Raw genomic sequence first — 16,959 nt, 5'->3', positions numbered from 1 at the left:
CGCCAGCCCTGGCGGCACGTCCTACCTGCGATACCGTACGTCCGCCCGGTACCTGCGGCCTCTACAGCACCGGCATGTCCTACCCCTCGACCTTGTCCGGCACCACGCCGGAAGGCGACACCGCCGGGATAGCCTCCTTCCACACCACCTACGCCTGCCAGACCGGCAGCGACGGTCGTGTCTATATCCTGCTCGACACCCAGGGGGCCTACGACAGCGCCACCGGTGACGCCAAAAGCTCAGTGCAGGGCTTCTACTTCGACAAGGCCGACACCAGCATGGGCGGCCATCACCACCAGACCCTGGTCGCCTCCCTGCGCACTGCCAACCACGCATCTGGCTGCGTATCCGGCAGCGTCACCAAGGAGATCCCGATCGTGCGCCATGGCGATACCGAACCGGGCTTCTACAGCCAGTTTACCTACTCACCTCATACCCACGTGGCGACCAGCACCGGCGCCAGCGATAACTATACCGGCACGGTAGTCGGAGTTGGCGGCGGTTACATCACCGTGATCGAGAGCACCTGCCGGATGTGGGTCCCCAACATCACCCTGCCCGACATCGACCTCGGTGAACTGCCAAGCACCGGATCTCGGGCGGGCGCCACCACCGCCTACCTGAGCTTCAACGACTGCGATGAAGTCAACATGGCGGACCTGTCCATACGCTCGGGCGGCGCCAGCGTCATCAACGCCCGCCAAGGCATCCTCGGCAACGCCGACACCTCGGGTGACGGCGCCAAGGGCATCGGGCTGGCGCTGGAAATCGACGCTTTTTCAGCCCACGACTTCGACCCCGTGGACCTGTCTGGCTCCCGGACGATTGGCCTATTGGGGCCGGCGCCCAAGGTTCCGTTACGCGTCAGCTACTACCGCTATGCCGAGCAGGCATCCGGTGGGCGCGTCAAGGGGCTGCTGGAGGTCACCGCCACGTACAAGTAGCCGGCGGGCTCGTCAGGCTGGCTAGGGCTCGTCAGGCTGGCTAGCCTTCGTGCGCAAGCCAGCCGTCCAGGCGCCGATGGGCCTCGTCGACGCCCTGGCGCTTGAGCGCCGAGAAAAGCTGCACGCTGACCAGGTCCTCCCACTCACGCAGCCGCGAGCGCACCTGCTGCAAGGCATTCTTGGCCGCGCCCTGCTTCAGCTTGTCGGCCTTGGTCAGCAGGATATGCACCGGCAGGTCGCGCTCATCGGCCACATCCAGCAGCGCCAGGTCGAACTCGGTCAATGGGTGACGCACGTCCATCACCAGCACCAGCCCCTTGAGCGAAGCTCGCTTCTGGAGGTATTCGGCCAGGTGGCGCTGCCACTCCAATTTGACCTTTTCGGGCACCTTGGCGTAGCCGTAGCCGGGCAGGTCCACCAGCCGGCGCTCGCTGTCCTCGCCCAGCGAAAAGACGTTGATGAGCTGGGTGCGACCCGGCGTCTTGGAGGTACGCGCGAGCGCCTTCTGTTGGGTGATGGTGTTGATCGCACTGGACTTTCCGGCATTGGAACGTCCGGCAAAGGCGACCTCGACACCACTGTCTTCGGGGCATCGGGCCAGCGTCGGCGCACTGGTGAGGAATCGGGCCAAGGAGTAGTTGAAAGCCATGAGATGGAAGAAATCCTGACGGTGATCAAAGGTAGGGTCGAGGGCCCTGGCATTCCCGCCCCCGGGGTGTTTGGTTATAGTAAGCTTTGAGGCGGCTGCGACCCGGGGAATCATCATAACATTGTGCCGCTGTCGCCAGCGACCGGCCTCAGCGCGGGCGCTTCCCCCTGCAGTGAAGGCCACGCCTTCCGCGGGACCGTGAAAACATTAAAACGGCATAAGTGAACTAGCGATGAGACAGTTACTGGCAAGCCTGGCAATCTCCATCGGCGTCGTCGGCGCCGCCCATGCCGACCTCCAGAGTGACGCAGACGCCGCCGCAGGACGCGACAAGGCTACCGCCTGCGCCGCCTGCCACGGCCAGACCGGCGCCAGTATCGCGCCGACCTTCCCCAACCTGGCCGGCCAGCAGGCCTCCTACCTGGCCAAGCAGATCATCGACATCCGTGACGGCACCCGTCCGGTGCCGCAGATGGCGGGGCAGGTGGACAACTTCAGCGACCAGGACGCCTGGGACGTGGCCGCCTTCTTCGCCGGCCAGGACCCGGTGGTGGGGCAGGCCAAGGATGACGAGGCGTTGCTCGAGCGCGGCGAGGCGCTCTACCGCGCTGGCGACCTGGCCAAGGGCATCCCGGCCTGCAGCGCCTGCCATGGCCCGACCGGCAGCGGCATCGGCTCGGCGGTCTATCCGGGGCTTTCCGGCCAGCACGCCGGCTATGTGGTCAGCACCCTCCAGGCATTCGCCTCCGGCGCCCGCGCCAACAGCCCCGGCGGCGTGATGGCCGACATCGCCGCCAAGATGAGCGATGCCGACATGGAAGCCGTGGCCAACTACGTCCAGGGCCTGCACTGATCGATTCACCTTTCGATGCGTCCCGCGGGGCGGCCCTTGTGGCCGCCCCGTTGCGTTTACCAGCAAAGATAGACATGCGACGCCTGCCCAATCGGGATATTCGGGAACCCTTCGAACGTTGTAGACTCAAAACAGCGTTCGCTTTGCGGCTCCAGGTTCGTCGCGCCCTCGCGCCGCCATGGCATGCCCGCCTCAATCAAGGAGAAAACATTCTATGCTGAAGTCACTGATGATGGGCCTCGCTGGCCTTAGCCTGTCGACCATGGCGGTCGCCACCTCGATCACCGAGGGCGAGGACTACACCGTCGCCCCCAATCAGGTCGAGCTGGGCAGCGACGATGGCAAGATCAACGTGACCGAAGTGTTCTGGTATGGCTGCCCACACTGCTACTCGCTGGAAGATCCGCTCAACGCCTGGGTCGCCGAGCTGCCCGATGACGTCGAGTTCGAACGCATGCCGGCCACCCTGGGCGCGACCTGGGTCAAGCATGCCAAGGCCTTCTATGCCGCCCAGCAGCTCGAGATCCTCGACGAGGTGCACGAGGACTTCTTCGACGCCATCCACCAGGAAGGCGAGCAGCTTACCGAGCCAGCAGACATCGCCGCCTTCTTCAGCGACTACGGTGTCAGCGAAGAGCAGGCGCTCAAGGCGCTGGACGGCTTCGGCGTGAAGTCCCAGATCAATCGCGCCAGCGCCACCATGCGCAACCTCGAACTGATGGGCGTCCCCGCGCTGATCGTCGATGGTCGCTACATCGTCTCGCCGAGCACCGCCGGCAGCCTCGACAACATGCCGCGCATCGCCGAGGCGCTGGTGGAGCAGATCCGCAGCGAACAGGAGTCTGGAGCCCAATGACGTCACTGGCCGAGGAACGCCACCCCACGCTGGACAGAGGTCACCTGAGGCTGGTGACCTTCAACCTGCAGGTAGGTATCCAGACCTCGGCCTACCACCACTACCTCACCCGTAGCTGGCAGCACCTGTTGCCTCACCCGCGTCGGCAACGACGTCTGGACATGATCGCCGAGGTGCTGTCGCACTTCGACATGGTGGGGCTACAGGAGGTGGACGGCGGCAGCTTTCGCTCGAACCAGGTCAATCAGCTCGAGTACCTGGCCATGCAAGGCGGCTTCCCCCACCACTATCAGCAGCTCAACCGCAACCTCGGTCGACTTGCCCAGCACAGCAATGGCCTGCTCTCCCGGCTGGCACCCAGCCGCATCGAGGAGCACCGCCTGCCGGGAACCCTGCCCGGCCGGGGCGCCATCCATGCGCGCTTCGGCCAGGGCCCCGAGGCCCTGCACCTGTTCGTCGCCCACCTGGCCCTGGGCCAGCGCACCCAGAACCTGCAGCTCGACTACCTCAGCGAGCTGATCCAGCCACTCAAGCACGTGGTGGTGATGGGAGACCTGAACTGCACCCCGGATCGCCTGCACGCCCATGACCGCTTCTGTGCCTCGTTGCCGCTGCATCCGGTGCGACCGGCACTGAGCTACCCTTCCTGGCGCCCCAGCCGAGCGCTGGACCATATCCTGCTGTCGTCGTCGCTGGAGGCCGATGAGGCCGAAGTCCTCGACCGACTGTTTTCGGACCACCTGCCGGTGGCTGTCGATATTCGCCTGCCCCAGCCCTGCCTCGCCGCCATCCAGGCCGATCAGCCCGAGCAGCCTGCCTGAGCCATCCTGTCGGCGGCGGACGCCAAGCCAGCGGACCTCGACTTTTGGTGTCATGACAGTGCTACCTCGACTGCCGTATAGTCAGCGTTGACGTGCACCGAGATTCGCTAATGTCTCCGCGTGCCACACTATCCATGACGCCAGGTCCCCCCGGCAAGCCGACGTCCTGCCCTGGCGACGGCGTGCCCGGGCGCCAGCCTGGACAATGATCGCCCTGACACCACCAGCGAGTTCCTATGTCTACATCTTCCGGCTTGCCGGGGCCACTGGCGGCCCTGGACGCCTTCTCCGAACGCCTTGGCAGGGGCCTTTCCTGGCTGATCCTGGCGATGATGATCATCCAGTTCCTGATCGTGGTGCTGCGCTATGCCTTCAGCGTCAACAGCATCCCCATGCAGGAATCGGTGATGTACATGCACGCCGCCGTGTTCATGCTGGCGGCGGCCTACACCCTGAAGCACGGCGGACACGTGCGCGTCGACATCTTCTATCGCGCGATGTCGCCCAGGCGCAAGGCGCTGGTCGACCTGCTCGGCACCCTGCTGCTGCTGCTGCCGGTGATGGGCTTCGTGATCGCCACCAGCCTCGGCTACGTCGGCAAGTCCTGGGCCATCTTCGAGGGCTCACCCGACGCCGGTGGCATCCCCGGGGTGTTCCTGCTGAAGACGCTGATACCGGCCTTCGCCGTGCTGATGATTGTCCAGGGCATCGTCGAGATCTACCGCAATATCCTGATTTTAAAGGGACGTCTCGACCCCAACGCCCTTCCCCATGACGCCGACGAGGAGCACCTGTAAATGCTGGAGTTCATGCCCCTGGTGCTGTTCGGTGTCATCTGTACGGTATTGATGTTCGGTTTTCCGGTCGCGCTGTCGCTGGCCGGTACCGCCCTGGCCTTTGCCGGGCTCGGCTACGGCCTGGAGTCCCTCGGCATCGATGCCAACTTCGACGGCAGCTACCTCAACGCCTTCCCCAATCGCCTCTACGGCATCATGACCAACACCACCCTGCTGGCGGTGCCCTTGTTCGTGCTGATGGGCGTGCTGCTCGAGAAGTCCAAGGTCGCCGAAACCCTGCTCGACGCCATGGCCCTGCTGTTCGGCTCGCTGCGCGGCGGACTCGGCATCTCGGTGACCCTGGTCGGCATGATGCTGGCCGCTTCCACCGGCATCGTCGGCGCCACCGTGGTCACCATGGGTCTGATGTCGCTGCCGACCATGCTCAAGCGCGGCTACAGCCAGTCGCTGGCCACCGGCACCATCTGCGCCACCGGCACCCTGGGTCAGATCATCCCGCCGTCCATCGCTCTGGTGCTGCTTGGTGACGTGCTGTCCAGCGCCTACCAGCAGGCCCAGCTGTCCATGGGCATCTTCAGCCCCAAGACGGTGTCGGTGGGTGATCTGTTCATGGGGGCGCTGGTCCCGGGCCTGATCCTGGTGCTGGTGTATATCGTCTACGTCAGCCTGGTGGCGCTGTTCAAGCCCAGCGCCGCCCCTGCCGCCGATCGCCAGGAACTGATGGCCGAGCTGGGCCACACCTCGGGCATCGGCCTGCTGCTGCTCAAGGGCCTGGTGCCGCCCATCGTGCTGATCGTCGCGGTGCTCGGCTCGATCCTGGCCGGACTGGCCACCCCCACCGAGGCTTCCGCGGTGGGTGCCTTCGGCGCCCTGGTGCTGGCCCTGGCCTATCGTCGCCTCGATCTGGCCACGCTCAAGGACGTGCTGCGCTCCACCACCCACGTCACCACCATGGTGTTCCTGATCCTGATCGGCGCGGCGCTGTTCTCGCTGGTGTTCCGCGCCTACGGCGGTGAAGAGCTGGTCACCCATCTGTTCGAGAACATGCCCGGCGGGGTAGTCGGCGCCACCATCATCGTGATGCTGGTGATCTTCCTGCTCGGCTTTATCCTCGACTTCATCGAGATCACCTTCGTGGTGGTGCCGATCGTCGGTCCGATTCTGCTGGCCATGGGCCTGGATCCAATCTGGCTGGGCATCATGATCGCAATCAACCTGCAGACGTCCTTCCTGACGCCTCCCTTCGGCTTCGCCCTGTTCTACCTGCGCGGGGTGGCCCCGGAGTCGGTACCGACGTCCGCGATCTACCGAGGCGTCATTCCGTTCATCGTGCTTCAGCTCGGCATGCTGCTGGCCCTTTCGTTCTTCCCGGAACTCGCCACCTGGCTGCCGGAGCAGTTCTGATGCAAGAAACGGCCACCTGGCTGCCGGAGCAGTTCTGATCCGGCGCGTTGGCGATGCGTGGACGGCAGCCCACGCCGGGGGGTGCCCCCGGCGTCTATAGTTGCCCGACGAGCCATCGCCCGCTTCACGGCGTCTCGGGCCATCCCGCGAGACGCCAACTACCCGCCGGCCCTACCCTGGCCGGCAGGTCCCGACAACGCCAATACCATACAAAGGGGACTTACATGCAACGCAGCTCAATCGCCAAGGCCATTACCCTCGCCGGTGCCTCCGGTCTACTGCTGGTCGGAGCCCAGGCCCAGGCCCAGGACACCTTCGAGTGGAAGCTGGTCACCTCCTGGCCGAAGAACTTCCCCGGTGTCGGCCAGGGTCCCGAGCGTCTGGCCAAGCTGGTCGAGGAAATGTCCGACGGCCGCCTGACGATCGAGGTGTTCGGTGCCGGCCAGCTGGTACCGGGCTTCGAGGTCTTCGACGCCGTCGCCGAAGGCACCGCCCAGATGGGCCACTCTGCCTCCTACTACTGGAAGGGCAAGGCGCCCGCCGCCCAGTTCTTCGCCGCCGTGCCCTTCGGCATGAACGCCCAGGAAATGAACGCCTGGCTACACTATGGTGGCGGCCTGGAGCTGTGGAACGAGCTCTACGATGACTTCGGCGTCGAGGTCATGACCGCCGGCGCCTCCGGCGTACAGATGGGCGGCTGGTACAACCAGGAAATCAATTCGGTCGACGACCTGGACGGCCTCAAGATGCGCATGCCGGGCCTCGGTGGTGAGGTCATGAACCGCATGGGCGTGGCCATCGTCAATATGCCCGGCGGCGAGATCTTCACCTCGCTGCAGTCCGGCGCCATCGATGCCACCGAGTGGATCGGCCCGTACAACGACCTGGCCTTCGGCCTGCATCAGGCCGCCGAGTACTACTACTACCCGGGCTGGCATGAGCCGACGGTGATGTTCGAGGCCATCGTCAACGATGAGGCCCTGGCCGAGCTGCCCGCCGACCTTCAGGCGATCCTGCGCACCGCGGTGCGCGACGTGAACCAGGACGTGCTGGACGAGTACACCGCGCGCAACAACGATGCCCTGGCCACCCTGATCAACGAACACGACGTCCAGCTGCGCAAGCTGCCCGACGACGTGCTCGCCCAGGCTCAGGAGATCTCCGCCGAGGTGGTGCAGGAACTGGCCGACTCCAGCGATATCGCCGGTCGCATCTACGAGTCGTACCGCGACTTCCAGGACAAGGTGGTGAACTACCACGCCATCTCCGAGCAGGCCTACTACAACGCCCGCAACCCGGACGGCGGCACCGACTTCGGCCAGGAGTAACCCATCCAGAAGGTGTCGAGCATTGCCGACACAAGCACCCAGGGGCCGCCTCGCGCGGCCCCTGTCCGTTTTCGGGGCACGGGCGGACATCGTGTCGACTCTCGAGCCTTGCTCGAAGCGCTCGCTCTCGAGTAGTGATCAGCCGCAGCTGAAATAGCGTTCGGCAAACCACAGCAGCACCGCGTAGCGCCCGCCCTTGCTGACGACGATCCACAGCGTGGCTCGCCACCACGGCAGCCGGGCGATTCCCGCGAGTACCGTCAGCGGATCCCCCACCACCGGCAGCCAGGCCAGCAGCAGACTCGCTTCTCCGCCCTTGCGATACCAGCGCTGGGCTCGTGCCAGTCCCGCCCGGGAGGCGGGAAACCAGCGACGATCGACATACTGGGTGGCGTAGCGGCCCAGGGCGACATTGACCAGACTGCCCAGGGTATTGCCCAGGGTGGCCACCAGCCACAGCGCCAGCGGCGCTTCACCCCGGCACCACAGCGCGGCCAGCCATAGCTCGGACCCTCCGGGCAGCAGGGTGGCGCTGGCAAACGCCATGACAAACAGACTCAGCATGATGCGCTCGACATTGGCTCTCTCAGCGCCGCCTCTTGTATTCTGTGTCTTCTGCTGACTTTCGGGTGTCTTTCATGTCCCACGCCGTATCCATCCCTCACACGCTGACCATCGCCGGCTCCGACCCTTCTGGCGGCGCCGGCCTCCAGGGCGACCTCAAGACGCTGTCGGCCCTGGGCACCTATGCCACCAACGTCATCACCGCGGTGATCGCGCAGAATACCTGTGGGGTACGCGAGGTGCACCCGGTGGCTGCAGAGAGCATCCGGGTGCAGCTCGATCACCTGCTCGACGACGTGCGCATCGACGCGGTGAAGATCGGCATGGTCGCCAGCCGCGAGGTCGCCGAGACCCTGCGAGAAGCGCTCGAGACCAGGCGTCCCCGCTGGATCGTTCTCGACCCGGTGATGGTGGCCAAGAGCGGCGACATCCTGGTCGATGAGGCCGGGATCAGTGCGGTACGCGATGTGCTGGTGCCGCTGGCCGACGTGATCACCCCCAACCTGCCCGAGGCGGCGGTACTGCTGGGGGTCGAGCCGCCCACCAGCGCCGATGCCATGGAGGCGATGCTGCCCGCGCTCAAGCAACTGTCCGCCCCCTATGTGCTGCTCAAGGGTGGCCATCTCGATGGTGACAGCTGTCCCGACCTGCTGGCCTCGCCCGGTGGCGATCGCTGGCTGCCGGCGCCGCGCATCGATACCCAGAACCTGCATGGTACCGGTTGTGCCCTGTCCTCGGCGATCGCCGCCAAGCTGGCCCATCTGCCCCAGGACGCCGACGAGGCGCAGGTCATCGACGCCATCGGCGACGCCAAGCGCTGGCTGCACCAGGCGCTCGACGCCAGCCGGCGGCTGTCGGTGGGCCAGGGGCGTGGCCCGGTGCATCACTTCCACGCCTGGTGGTAGCGGCAGGAGGCAGTGGCTGGCGATGGCGGGTCGTGGAAGCCACGATGCGCCGAGTCTGATCTGATCCGAGCGCAGGACAAGCGCTATCGTGCACTGACAGGGACTGACGACACCGTCGCTTGCGCGAATCGGCACGTCCGCCCATGCTGAAGGTTCACCCACTGGCGTCGTGAGGGCAGAGCCATGACTCGCACCCTGCTGTTTGCCTGTGACCTGTCGGCAGAAAACCGTTCCGCCTTCGGCCGCGCCATCCGCCTGGCCAACGAGATGGGCGCCCGTCTCGATGTACTGCACGTGCTGGATCCCTATCTGCCCCACCGGGTGCTGCGCGACCTGGAAGGTGCGGTAGTAGATGACATCCACGCCATCGCCACCGACCTGCGCGAGGACTACGCACTGGCCGAACCGCCGCTGCTGGTGCAGACGGTGACCGGCGCCCCCTACGCCGAGATCATCCGTGAGGCCCACGATCGCAACGCCGAGATGATCATCCTCGGCACCCATCGCAAGCGCGGACACCCTGACCTGATCGGCGGCACCACCCTGGCCCGGGTGCTGTTGAGCGCCCCCTGTCCGGTGCTGACCGTCAGCCAGCCCCCCGCAGAGCCGTGGAACGACATCCTGGTCCCGGTGGATTTCTCCCTGACCTGCCGTCGCACCCTGCGCGAGACCCTGCGACACTTTCCGGAATCCCGCCTCGAACTGCTCCACGCCTGGGACGTGCCGGGCGAGCGCGAACTCGGCTCCGATACCGACTTCGCGCAGTGGCGCGATCGTGAGGTCATCCGACTTAGACAGCAGCTCGAACAGGAGATCGACCACCTGATGGCGGAATTCGATCGGGTGCCGGAACTGGAACTGGTGCTGGAACAGGGCGACCCCCTGGACGTGTTGATCGCCCATCTGCGCCGTCAGCCTCCCGATCTGCTGGCGCTGGGCAACCGCAGTCAGGCGGGCAGACGCAGTCAGATTACCAAGCGTCTGCTGGCGGAGCCCCGTTGCGACATCATGCTGTGCCGCGCCTGGTAGTCACGGGAAGAACGCTCTACAAAAACTGTACATAAGTCATATCTCGCGCCATGATGTGTACAACATCATGTCACGGGAGTTTCATCATGCCTTCGCGACAACCCCGACAGCACCCGCTGGTTCGGCTGCTTGCCGCCGTCAGCCTGATCACCTGTCTGACCCTGACCATGGCCGCGCCCCCCGAGGCCAACGCCCAGACGTCGACGCAGCAGGTCAGCGTCAAGAGCGCTAGCTTTGCCACCCAGATCGACGACGGCCGGCGCTACGAGATGATCGGCCACGGGCTCTTCACCTATCTGGTGTGGGACGCCTACGCCGGCGCCTACTACCAGGCCGCGGGGTACCCCCGCCCCGCTCCCGAATCCGACGTCCCGCGCCGGCTGGTGCTGCACTACTTCCATGCCATCGAGGCCGACGACTTCGCCAGCACCACCCTCGATACCGTACGCGAGCAGGTCGGCGCCGTGGACTTTCCGTCGATTCGCCGCCCGCTGACCGCGCTGGTCGACAGCTATCGCTCCGTCACGCCGGGCGACCGCTATTCGCTGACCTGGGATGGCGAGAGCCTGATCCTGGCGCTCAATGGCGCCCCGCTGCACCGCTCCAACGACAAGGCGCTTGCCAACGCCATGTTCGCCATCTGGCTCGGTGAAGACCCCCTGGACCGCGACTTCCGCGACGCTCTGCTGGGGCGCTGACGCCGGCGCCTCCCTGGCCAGGCAGGCCCGTGCTAGGCTAGCGGGCCCTGCTGTGTGCAATCCCCCACCTGTTGCCAGAGGAAGCCCTGCATGAAAGCCCTGATCCAACGTGTCCGCCGTGCCAGTGTCGAGGTCGAAGATCGCACCGTCGGCGCCATCGACCACGGCCTGCTGGCCCTGGTCGGGGTGGAAAAAGGCGATGACGAGGCCTCGGCCGACCGCCTGCTGCACAAGCTGCTGCACTATCGCGTGTTCGCCGACGACCAGGACAAGATGAATCTCAATGTGCAGCAGGCCGGTGGAGGCCTCTTGCTGGTGTCCCAGTTCACCCTGGCCGCGGATACCCGAAAGGGGCTGCGCCCCAGCTTCTCCAGCGCGGCGCCGCCGGCCGAAGGCGATCGTCTGTTTCACTACCTGCTCGACCAGGCCCGCCAGCGCCATGCGCCGGTGGCCAGCGGCGAGTTCGGCGCCAATATGCAGGTGGCACTAATCAACGACGGGCCGGTGACCTTTCTGCTGGAGAGCTGAGAGCCCCCTCCTGGCGCCGAGCGCCAACATGCAGCTCACCTTCAGGACGATTAATCAACGACGAGCCGGTGACCTTTCTCCTGGAGAGCTGAGAGCCCCCTCCTGGCGCCGAGCGCCAACATGCAGCGCACGCGGCGTCGTGCCACCTTTCTGACTTTCAAAAGCCCGATCGCAACGCGATGTCGGCGGGGCGGTAAACCAGACTGTCTCGTCTCGCCCCGTCTCACCTTGATGTTTATGGAAACATTTACCACAATCACCTGTATACAAAAACAACCGGTGATCGTATCCATGAGCAACGCCCGCTACCCCGTCAGCGTCTCGGTCTTCGACTTCCACGGCCGGCCACCACTGAGCCGTGCCCTGCCACTGTCGCTGCAACACATCCTCGCCATGATCATGGGTACCATCACGGTGCCGATCATCGTCTCCGGTGCCATCGGCGCCTCCACCGCCGAAACCCTGCTGCTGATCCAGATTTCGCTGGTGGCCTCGGCGCTGTCGACGCTGATCCAGCTGTTCGGTGTCTGGCGCTTCGGTGCCCGCCTGCCGACCATCTTCGGTGTCGGCTTTGCCTACGTGCCCACCCTGACCGCCGTGGGCGCCCAGTATGGCCTCGGCGGCATCCTCGGCGCCCAGTTGATCGGCGGCATGGCGATGCTGCTGGTCGGGTTCGGTATCCGCCCGCTGCGTCATCTGTTTCCGCCGGTGGTGGCGGGGGTGGTAGTGCTGGTGATCGGCCTGTCGCTCTACGACATCGCCATCCACTACATGGCCGGGGGCAAGGGGAGCGCCGACTACGGTGGCGGCAGGCAGTGGCTGGTGGCGCTGGTCACTCTGGCCGTGGTGCTGGCGATTTCCCAGTTCGGGCGGGGCTTCATCAAGCTCGCCGCGATCATCTGCGGCATCGTGGTGGGCTACGCGCTGGCACTCGCGCTGGGCATGGTGGACTTCACTGCGGTGCATCAGGCTGCCTGGTTCAGTGCGCCGCGCCCGCTCCCCGTGACGCTCGAATTCGCGCCGGTGGCGATCCTGTCCATGGTGATCATCTGCGTGGTCAATTCGGTGCAGACCATCGGTGATCTATCCGCTACCACCATCGGTGGCATGAATCGCGAGCTGGGCCATCGGGAGCTGTCCGGGGGCTTGCTGGGCAACGGCCTGTGCACTCTGGTCGGTGCCCTGTTCGCGGCTCTGCCGACGGCGTCGTTCAGCCAGAACGTCGGTATCGTCGCCATGACCAAGGTCATCAGTCGTTCGGTGCTGGCACTGGCGGCGCTGTTTCTGCTGGCGGCGGGACTGATGCCGAAGTTCGGCGCGCTGATGACCACCATTCCCTATCCGGTGCTCGGTGGCGCCACCATCACGGTGTTCGGCATGATCACCATAACCGGTATCCAGCTGCTGACCCGCGACGAGCTGTCCGGGCGCAACATGACCATCGCCAGCCTGGCGCTGGCGCTGGGCCTCGGGCTCGCCGCGGCGCCGCAGGCCATCGCCGCGCTGCCGGACACGATCGAGATGGCGATCGGTGGATCACCCGTGGTGGTGGCGGCGCTCACCGCCGTACTGCTCAATCTGCTGCTGCCTCACAAGAGCCTGGCCGATGAGCAGGCCGAGCGCGAGCGGCTGGCCGCGCGCATGGAAGCCAGCGACACGGCTCCCGCAAGCGTGCCCGCCTCACCCCGGTGCGACTCGCAATAGCCGTTCGCCACTCCCACTCGCCCCGGCTATCGGGCGACCCGGCGACCCGAGGCGCTATCGAACCGAGCGTGGCTCAGCCCGAGAGCGCCTCGTTCATTTCCTCGAGCGCCTCTTCGGCGGCGAGCCAGTCGGCCTCCAGCTCCTCGAGGCGCGCCTTGAGCTCGCCCTGGCGCGCCAGACAGTCGGTCAGTTCCTGCTTGCGCGCCGCGTCGGTGTAGAGCTCGGCGTCGCCGAGCTGCGCTTCCACCTCGCCGAGCTCAGCCTGGACCTTCTCCATGGCCTTTTCGGCCTTGTCCCGCTCGCGCTTCAAGGGCCTGAGCTTCTCGCGCAGCTCGGCGGCGGCGCGGCGCGAGGCCTTGCGATCCTCCCGCGGGGCGGCCTGGCCAGCCTCGGCCCTGTCGGCCTTGTCTTCCCTGGCCGCGCGACGGTCGCTTTCCAGGCGTGACTTGAGCCAGGCCCGGTAATCCTCCAGATCGCCATCGAAGGGTTCGACCCGATGGTCGGCGACCTTCCAGAACTCGTCCACGGTGGCCTTGAGCAGGTGGCGGTCGTGGGATACCACGATCACCGTTCCTTCGAACGACGCCAACGCCTCGGTCAGCGCCTCGCGCATCTCCAGGTCCAGGTGGTTGGTCGGCTCGTCGAGCAGCAGCAGGTTGGGCTTCTGCCAGGCAATCAGGGCCAGCGCCAGGCGTGCCTTCTCGCCGCCGGAGAACAGCTCGACCCGGGCAAACACGTCGTCTCCCGGAAAGCCGAAGCCACCCAGGAAGTTGCGGATATCGCTGTCGGCGGCCTGGGGCGACAGGCGTTGAACATGGGTGAAGGGGGTCGCCTTGAGATCGAGCCCTTCGAGCTGGTGCTGGGCGAAGTAGCCCACCGCCAGGTGCTCGCCGGGCACCCGACGGCCAGAGAGCAACGGCAGATCGCCGGTGAGCGACTTGATCAGGGTCGACTTGCCCGCGCCATTGGGACCGAGCAGTCCGATGCGCTGTCCCGGCAGCAGGGTCAGCTTCACGTCGGACAGCTGGGTGCGCTCGCTGCCGTCCTCACGACGATAGCCCAGGCTGGCGTCATCGATCACCAGCAGCGGATGAGACGTCTTGTCCGCCGCCGGCAAGGTAAAGTGAAAGGGGGAATCGACGTGGGCCAGGGCGATGTCGCCCATGCGCTCGAGCATCTTCAGTCGGCTCTGGGCCTGGCGCGCCTTGGTCGCCTTGTAGCGAAAGCGGGCGACAAACTTCTCGATCTCCTCGCGACGCGCCTGCTGCTTCTCGGCCTGGGCCTGCTGCAGCGCCAGCTTCTCGGCGCGGGTCCGCTCGAAGGTGGTGTAGTTGCCCCGATAGAGCACCAGGCTGCGACGATCGAAGTGCACGATGTGGTCACACACCGCATCGAGAAAGTCGCGGTCGTGGGAGATCAGCAACAGGGTGCCGGGATAGCGCGTCAGCCACTGCTCTAGCCACAGCAGCGCGTCCAGATCCAGGTGGTTGGTCGGCTCATCGAGCAGCAGCACGTCGGAGGGCATGAACAGGGTACGCGCCAGGTTGGCTCGCATGCGCCAACCACCGGAGAACGCCGACAGCGGCTTGTCCAGATCGTGCTGGGCGAAGCCCAGCCCGACCAGCAACTGGGCCGCGCGGGCTGGCGCGCTGTAGCCGTCCAGCGCCTCGATGGCGCCGTGAAGTTCGGCCTCGCGGTGGTGGTCGCCGTCGGCCTGGGCACAGGCGAGGGCTGCCTCGGTGCGCCTTAGTTCCGCGTCCCCGTCGAGCACGTACTCGATGATGGGGCGAGACAGCGCCTCGACCTCCTGCGCCATATGGGCAATGCGCTGGCCGCCACTCATCTCGACCGCGCCCTTGTCGGCGCCGATCTCGCCGAGGATCAGGCCAAACAGACTGGACTTGCCGGCGCCATTGGGGCCCACGATACCGGCCTTGTGGCCGGCGTGCAGGGTCAGGTCGGCACCCTCGAACAACGGCTCGGCGCCGCGTTGCAGGGTTACTTGGCGCAGTGCAATCATCACGGCTCCATCGGGATGAGCCCGCCGGGCCGGGCACCCGCGAGCTTCTCTAATAAAAGAAGGATATCGTCTTGGACCCCGATTCTACCGAATTCACCGCTCGCCTGCGCCCTCGCCTGGCAACTTCGCCGCTATGGGACTTCGCCCTGGCAATCTATGCCCGGCCAGGCGTCGAGCAAGCCTGCCTGACGCTGCAGGATGAGCACGGCTGGGATGTGTGTGAACTGCTGTGGCGCTGCTGGCTGTATCAACACGGCGCCCAGGCAGGTGCGCTGCCGTCAGAGGTCGCCGCCTGGCAGCGCGAGGTCACCCAGCCTCTGCGCCGACTGCGCAGGGATCTGAAGCCCCAGGCGCAAGCCGACCCGCAGGTGGCGAGCGTTCGCTCGCGGATCAAGCAGGCGGAGCTCGAAGCCGAGCAACAATGCCTGCAGATGCTCATGAAAATTAGCCTGAACGAACTGGCTTTCTCGCCGATACCCGCCAGACGCCAAGGTCTAGAAAATGTGCTGCTTTCTAGCCAACAACGGCAGAAAAAAACGCAACTTATGGCCATAAGAAGCGTGGAAAGCCAGCTTGACCCTCTTCCGGCAGCGCGCTAGCCTGACGTTAACTGCATGAGAATTCCTGCATTTTTTGCATGATCGATCTTGTTCGCGCCAATAGCACAAGGTCCGAGATTCCGAAGCGAGACACGAAGCAATACAACAGGCGAGCGCGATCCGCCCATAGCTCCAACACCTGCAGAGGAACCACAAGAATGAAGGCAACACAGCTGCTGACCACCGCCAGCATCGGCGCCCTGATGCTGGGTCTTTCCTCCACCGCCATGGCCGACAACTGGCGCTACGCCCACGAAGAGTACGAGGGCGATGTCCAGGACGTCTTTGCCCAGGCGTTCAAGCAGTACGTCGAGGAGAATTCCGACCATTCCGTCCAGGTCTACCGCTTCGGCGAGCTGGGTGAATCCGACGACATCATGGAGCAGACCCAGAACGGCATCCTGCAGTTCGTCAACCAGTCTCCCGGCTTCACCGGCGCGCTGATTCCCGAAGCCCAGATCTTCTTCATTCCCTACCTGCTGCCCACCGACGAAGAAACCGTGCTGAAGTTCTTCGACGAGAGCAAGGCGATCAACGAGATGTTCCCCGAGCTCTACGCCGAGCACGGGCTGAAGCTGATGCAGATGTACCCGGAAGGGGAAATGGTGGTCACCGCCGACGAGCCGATCACCTCGCCGGAGGACTTCGACAACAAGAAGATCCGCACCATGACCAACCCGCTGCTGGCAGAGACCTACGACGCCTTCGGCGCGACTCCCACGCCGCTGCCCTGGGGCGAGGTCTACGGCGGTCTGCAGACCGGCATCATCGACGGTCAGGAAAACCCGATCTTCTGGATCGAGTCCGGCGGTCTGTACGAGGTCTCCCCGAACCTGACCTTCACCGGCCACGGCTGGTTCACCACCGCCATGATGGCCAACCAGGACTTCTATGACGGCCTGTCCGACGAGGACAAGCAACTCGTCCAGGACGCCACCGACTCCGCCTACGACACCACCATCGAGCACATCCAGGGCCTCGCCGAAGAAGCCCTCGGCAAGATCCAGGAAGCGTCTGACGAGGTCACCGTGACTCGCCTGGACGACGAACAGATCCAGGCCTTCAAGGATCGCGCTCCGCAGGTCGAGGAGAAGTTCATCGAGATGACCGGTGAAGGCGGTCAGGAACTGCTCGACCAGTTCAAGGCTGACCTGGAAGCGGTTCAGTCCGGCGAGGAGTAATCCTCGTCTGAGCCATCGCTCCCGAAAGGGGCAGCCCTACCCGGCTGCCCCTTTTGTGTTTCCAGAGCCCTGAATAGCG

General features: G+C 65.3%; 17 protein-coding genes. 14 read left to right on the top strand and 3 right to left on the bottom strand.

Annotated features, from left to right (window positions below):
- Positions 1-74: 74 nt before the first annotated feature.
- Positions 75-944, top strand: coding sequence for a fimbrial protein (locus KUW00_RS01320; protein ID WP_222568050.1), 870 nt, complete (start codon positions 75-77; stop codon positions 942-944).
- Between the two features lie 40 nt (positions 945-984).
- Here KUW00_RS01320 and yihA read toward each other — a convergent pair whose 3' ends face one another.
- Positions 985-1,593, bottom strand: coding sequence for a ribosome biogenesis GTP-binding protein YihA/YsxC (gene yihA, locus KUW00_RS01315; protein ID WP_108131866.1), 609 nt, complete (start codon positions 1,591-1,593; stop codon positions 985-987).
- A gap of 232 nt (positions 1,594-1,825) precedes the next feature.
- Between yihA and KUW00_RS01310 the strand changes: the two genes are divergently transcribed.
- From KUW00_RS01310 to KUW00_RS01285, 6 genes are all read left to right on the top strand, one after another.
- The gene (locus KUW00_RS01310) at positions 1,826-2,446 is read left to right on the top strand and encodes a c-type cytochrome (protein ID WP_045993937.1); all 621 of its coding nucleotides are present in this window, start codon (positions 1,826-1,828) and stop codon (positions 2,444-2,446) included.
- Between the two features lie 214 nt (positions 2,447-2,660).
- Positions 2,661-3,302 carry a thiol:disulfide interchange protein DsbA/DsbL gene (locus KUW00_RS01305; RefSeq protein WP_222568049.1) on the top strand — a complete coding sequence of 214 codons (642 nt, stop codon included), beginning with the start codon at positions 2,661-2,663 and terminating at the stop codon, positions 3,300-3,302.
- A complete protein-coding gene (locus tag KUW00_RS01300; RefSeq protein ID WP_045993935.1) occupies positions 3,299-4,123 on the top strand; it encodes an endonuclease/exonuclease/phosphatase family protein in 825 nt (274 codons plus the stop codon). The genes KUW00_RS01305 and KUW00_RS01300 overlap by 4 nt, the downstream gene beginning before the upstream one ends.
- Before the next feature lie 236 nt (positions 4,124-4,359).
- The gene (locus tag KUW00_RS01295; RefSeq protein WP_108131868.1) at positions 4,360-4,920 is read left to right on the top strand and encodes a TRAP transporter small permease subunit; all 561 of its coding nucleotides are present in this window, start codon (positions 4,360-4,362) and stop codon (positions 4,918-4,920) included.
- Positions 4,921-6,324 (top strand): TRAP transporter large permease subunit, encoded by a 1,404-nt coding sequence (locus tag KUW00_RS01290; protein ID WP_108131869.1) that lies wholly within the window; start codon positions 4,921-4,923, stop codon positions 6,322-6,324.
- A gap of 224 nt (positions 6,325-6,548) precedes the next feature.
- Positions 6,549-7,652 (top strand): TRAP transporter substrate-binding protein, encoded by a 1,104-nt coding sequence (locus KUW00_RS01285; protein WP_045993932.1) that lies wholly within the window; start codon positions 6,549-6,551, stop codon positions 7,650-7,652.
- A gap of 138 nt (positions 7,653-7,790) precedes the next feature.
- Here the strand turns inward: KUW00_RS01285 and KUW00_RS01280 are convergent, their stop codons facing one another.
- Positions 7,791-8,216 carry a YqaA family protein gene (locus KUW00_RS01280; RefSeq protein WP_222568048.1) on the bottom strand — a complete coding sequence of 142 codons (426 nt, stop codon included), beginning with the start codon at positions 8,214-8,216 and terminating at the stop codon, positions 7,791-7,793.
- Between the two features lie 74 nt (positions 8,217-8,290).
- On the opposite strand from KUW00_RS01280, the gene thiD reads away from it, so the two are divergent.
- From thiD to KUW00_RS01255, 5 genes are all read left to right on the top strand, one after another.
- A complete protein-coding gene (gene thiD / locus KUW00_RS01275; protein ID WP_222568047.1) occupies positions 8,291-9,121 on the top strand; it encodes a bifunctional hydroxymethylpyrimidine kinase/phosphomethylpyrimidine kinase in 831 nt (276 codons plus the stop codon).
- A gap of 183 nt (positions 9,122-9,304) precedes the next feature.
- The gene (locus tag KUW00_RS01270) at positions 9,305-10,150 is read left to right on the top strand and encodes a universal stress protein (RefSeq protein ID WP_045993929.1); all 846 of its coding nucleotides are present in this window, start codon (positions 9,305-9,307) and stop codon (positions 10,148-10,150) included.
- An 86-nt stretch (positions 10,151-10,236) separates the two neighbouring features.
- Positions 10,237-10,848, top strand: a complete 612-nt coding sequence (locus KUW00_RS01265; protein WP_261391921.1) for a chalcone isomerase family protein — start codon at positions 10,237-10,239, stop codon at positions 10,846-10,848.
- 90 nt (positions 10,849-10,938) lie between these two features.
- Complete coding sequence (gene dtd, locus KUW00_RS01260; protein ID WP_045993928.1) at positions 10,939-11,376, top strand: D-aminoacyl-tRNA deacylase; 438 nt, start codon at positions 10,939-10,941, stop codon at positions 11,374-11,376.
- Positions 11,377-11,667: 291 nt separating this feature from the next.
- Positions 11,668-13,080, top strand: a complete 1,413-nt coding sequence (locus tag KUW00_RS01255) for a uracil-xanthine permease family protein (protein ID WP_222568046.1) — start codon at positions 11,668-11,670, stop codon at positions 13,078-13,080.
- Positions 13,081-13,153: 73 nt separating this feature from the next.
- Here KUW00_RS01255 and KUW00_RS01250 read toward each other — a convergent pair whose 3' ends face one another.
- The gene (locus KUW00_RS01250) at positions 13,154-15,100 is read right to left on the bottom strand and encodes an ATP-binding cassette domain-containing protein (protein WP_222568045.1); all 1,947 of its coding nucleotides are present in this window, start codon (positions 15,098-15,100) and stop codon (positions 13,154-13,156) included.
- A gap of 71 nt (positions 15,101-15,171) precedes the next feature.
- Between KUW00_RS01250 and KUW00_RS01245 the strand changes: the two genes are divergently transcribed.
- A complete protein-coding gene (locus tag KUW00_RS01245) occupies positions 15,172-15,699 on the top strand; it encodes a TIGR02444 family protein (protein ID WP_261391920.1) in 528 nt (175 codons plus the stop codon).
- 158 nt (positions 15,700-15,857) lie between these two features.
- Entirely contained in the window at positions 15,858-16,880 is a 1,023-nt protein-coding gene (gene dctP, locus KUW00_RS01240; RefSeq protein ID WP_108131873.1) for a TRAP transporter substrate-binding protein DctP, read from the top strand.
- The last annotated feature ends 79 nt before the right edge of the window (positions 16,881-16,959 follow it).

Source organism: Halomonas sp. DP5N14-9, assembly GCF_019802175.1.
GTDB classification, from domain to species: domain Bacteria; phylum Pseudomonadota; class Gammaproteobacteria; order Pseudomonadales; family Halomonadaceae; genus Halomonas; species Halomonas litopenaei.
Note: the sequence above shows the minus strand (reverse complement) of the source record. Positions and strands in the feature narration are given on the sequence as shown.

Excerpts from the sequence above, each read along its gene's own strand:
- KUW00_RS01320 (WP_222568050.1), top strand. The coding sequence starts at position 75 with ATGTCCTACCCCTCGACCTTGTCCGGCACCACGCCGGAAGGCGACACC.
- yihA (WP_108131866.1), bottom strand. The coding sequence starts at position 1,593 with ATGGCTTTCAACTACTCCTTGGCCCGATTCCTCACCAGTGCGCCGACG.
- KUW00_RS01310 (WP_045993937.1), top strand. The coding sequence starts at position 1,826 with ATGAGACAGTTACTGGCAAGCCTGGCAATCTCCATCGGCGTCGTCGGC.
- KUW00_RS01305 (WP_222568049.1), top strand. The coding sequence starts at position 2,661 with ATGCTGAAGTCACTGATGATGGGCCTCGCTGGCCTTAGCCTGTCGACC.
- KUW00_RS01300 (WP_045993935.1), top strand. The coding sequence starts at position 3,299 with ATGACGTCACTGGCCGAGGAACGCCACCCCACGCTGGACAGAGGTCAC.
- KUW00_RS01295 (WP_108131868.1), top strand. The coding sequence starts at position 4,360 with ATGTCTACATCTTCCGGCTTGCCGGGGCCACTGGCGGCCCTGGACGCC.
- KUW00_RS01290 (WP_108131869.1), top strand. The coding sequence starts at position 4,921 with ATGCTGGAGTTCATGCCCCTGGTGCTGTTCGGTGTCATCTGTACGGTA.
- KUW00_RS01285 (WP_045993932.1), top strand. The coding sequence starts at position 6,549 with ATGCAACGCAGCTCAATCGCCAAGGCCATTACCCTCGCCGGTGCCTCC.
- KUW00_RS01280 (WP_222568048.1), bottom strand. The coding sequence starts at position 8,216 with ATGCTGAGTCTGTTTGTCATGGCGTTTGCCAGCGCCACCCTGCTGCCC.
- thiD (WP_222568047.1), top strand. The coding sequence starts at position 8,291 with ATGTCCCACGCCGTATCCATCCCTCACACGCTGACCATCGCCGGCTCC.
- KUW00_RS01270 (WP_045993929.1), top strand. The coding sequence starts at position 9,305 with ATGACTCGCACCCTGCTGTTTGCCTGTGACCTGTCGGCAGAAAACCGT.
- KUW00_RS01265 (WP_261391921.1), top strand. The coding sequence starts at position 10,237 with ATGCCTTCGCGACAACCCCGACAGCACCCGCTGGTTCGGCTGCTTGCC.
- dtd (WP_045993928.1), top strand. The coding sequence starts at position 10,939 with ATGAAAGCCCTGATCCAACGTGTCCGCCGTGCCAGTGTCGAGGTCGAA.
- KUW00_RS01255 (WP_222568046.1), top strand. The coding sequence starts at position 11,668 with ATGAGCAACGCCCGCTACCCCGTCAGCGTCTCGGTCTTCGACTTCCAC.
- KUW00_RS01250 (WP_222568045.1), bottom strand. The coding sequence starts at position 15,100 with ATGATTGCACTGCGCCAAGTAACCCTGCAACGCGGCGCCGAGCCGTTG.
- dctP (WP_108131873.1), top strand. The coding sequence starts at position 15,858 with ATGAAGGCAACACAGCTGCTGACCACCGCCAGCATCGGCGCCCTGATG.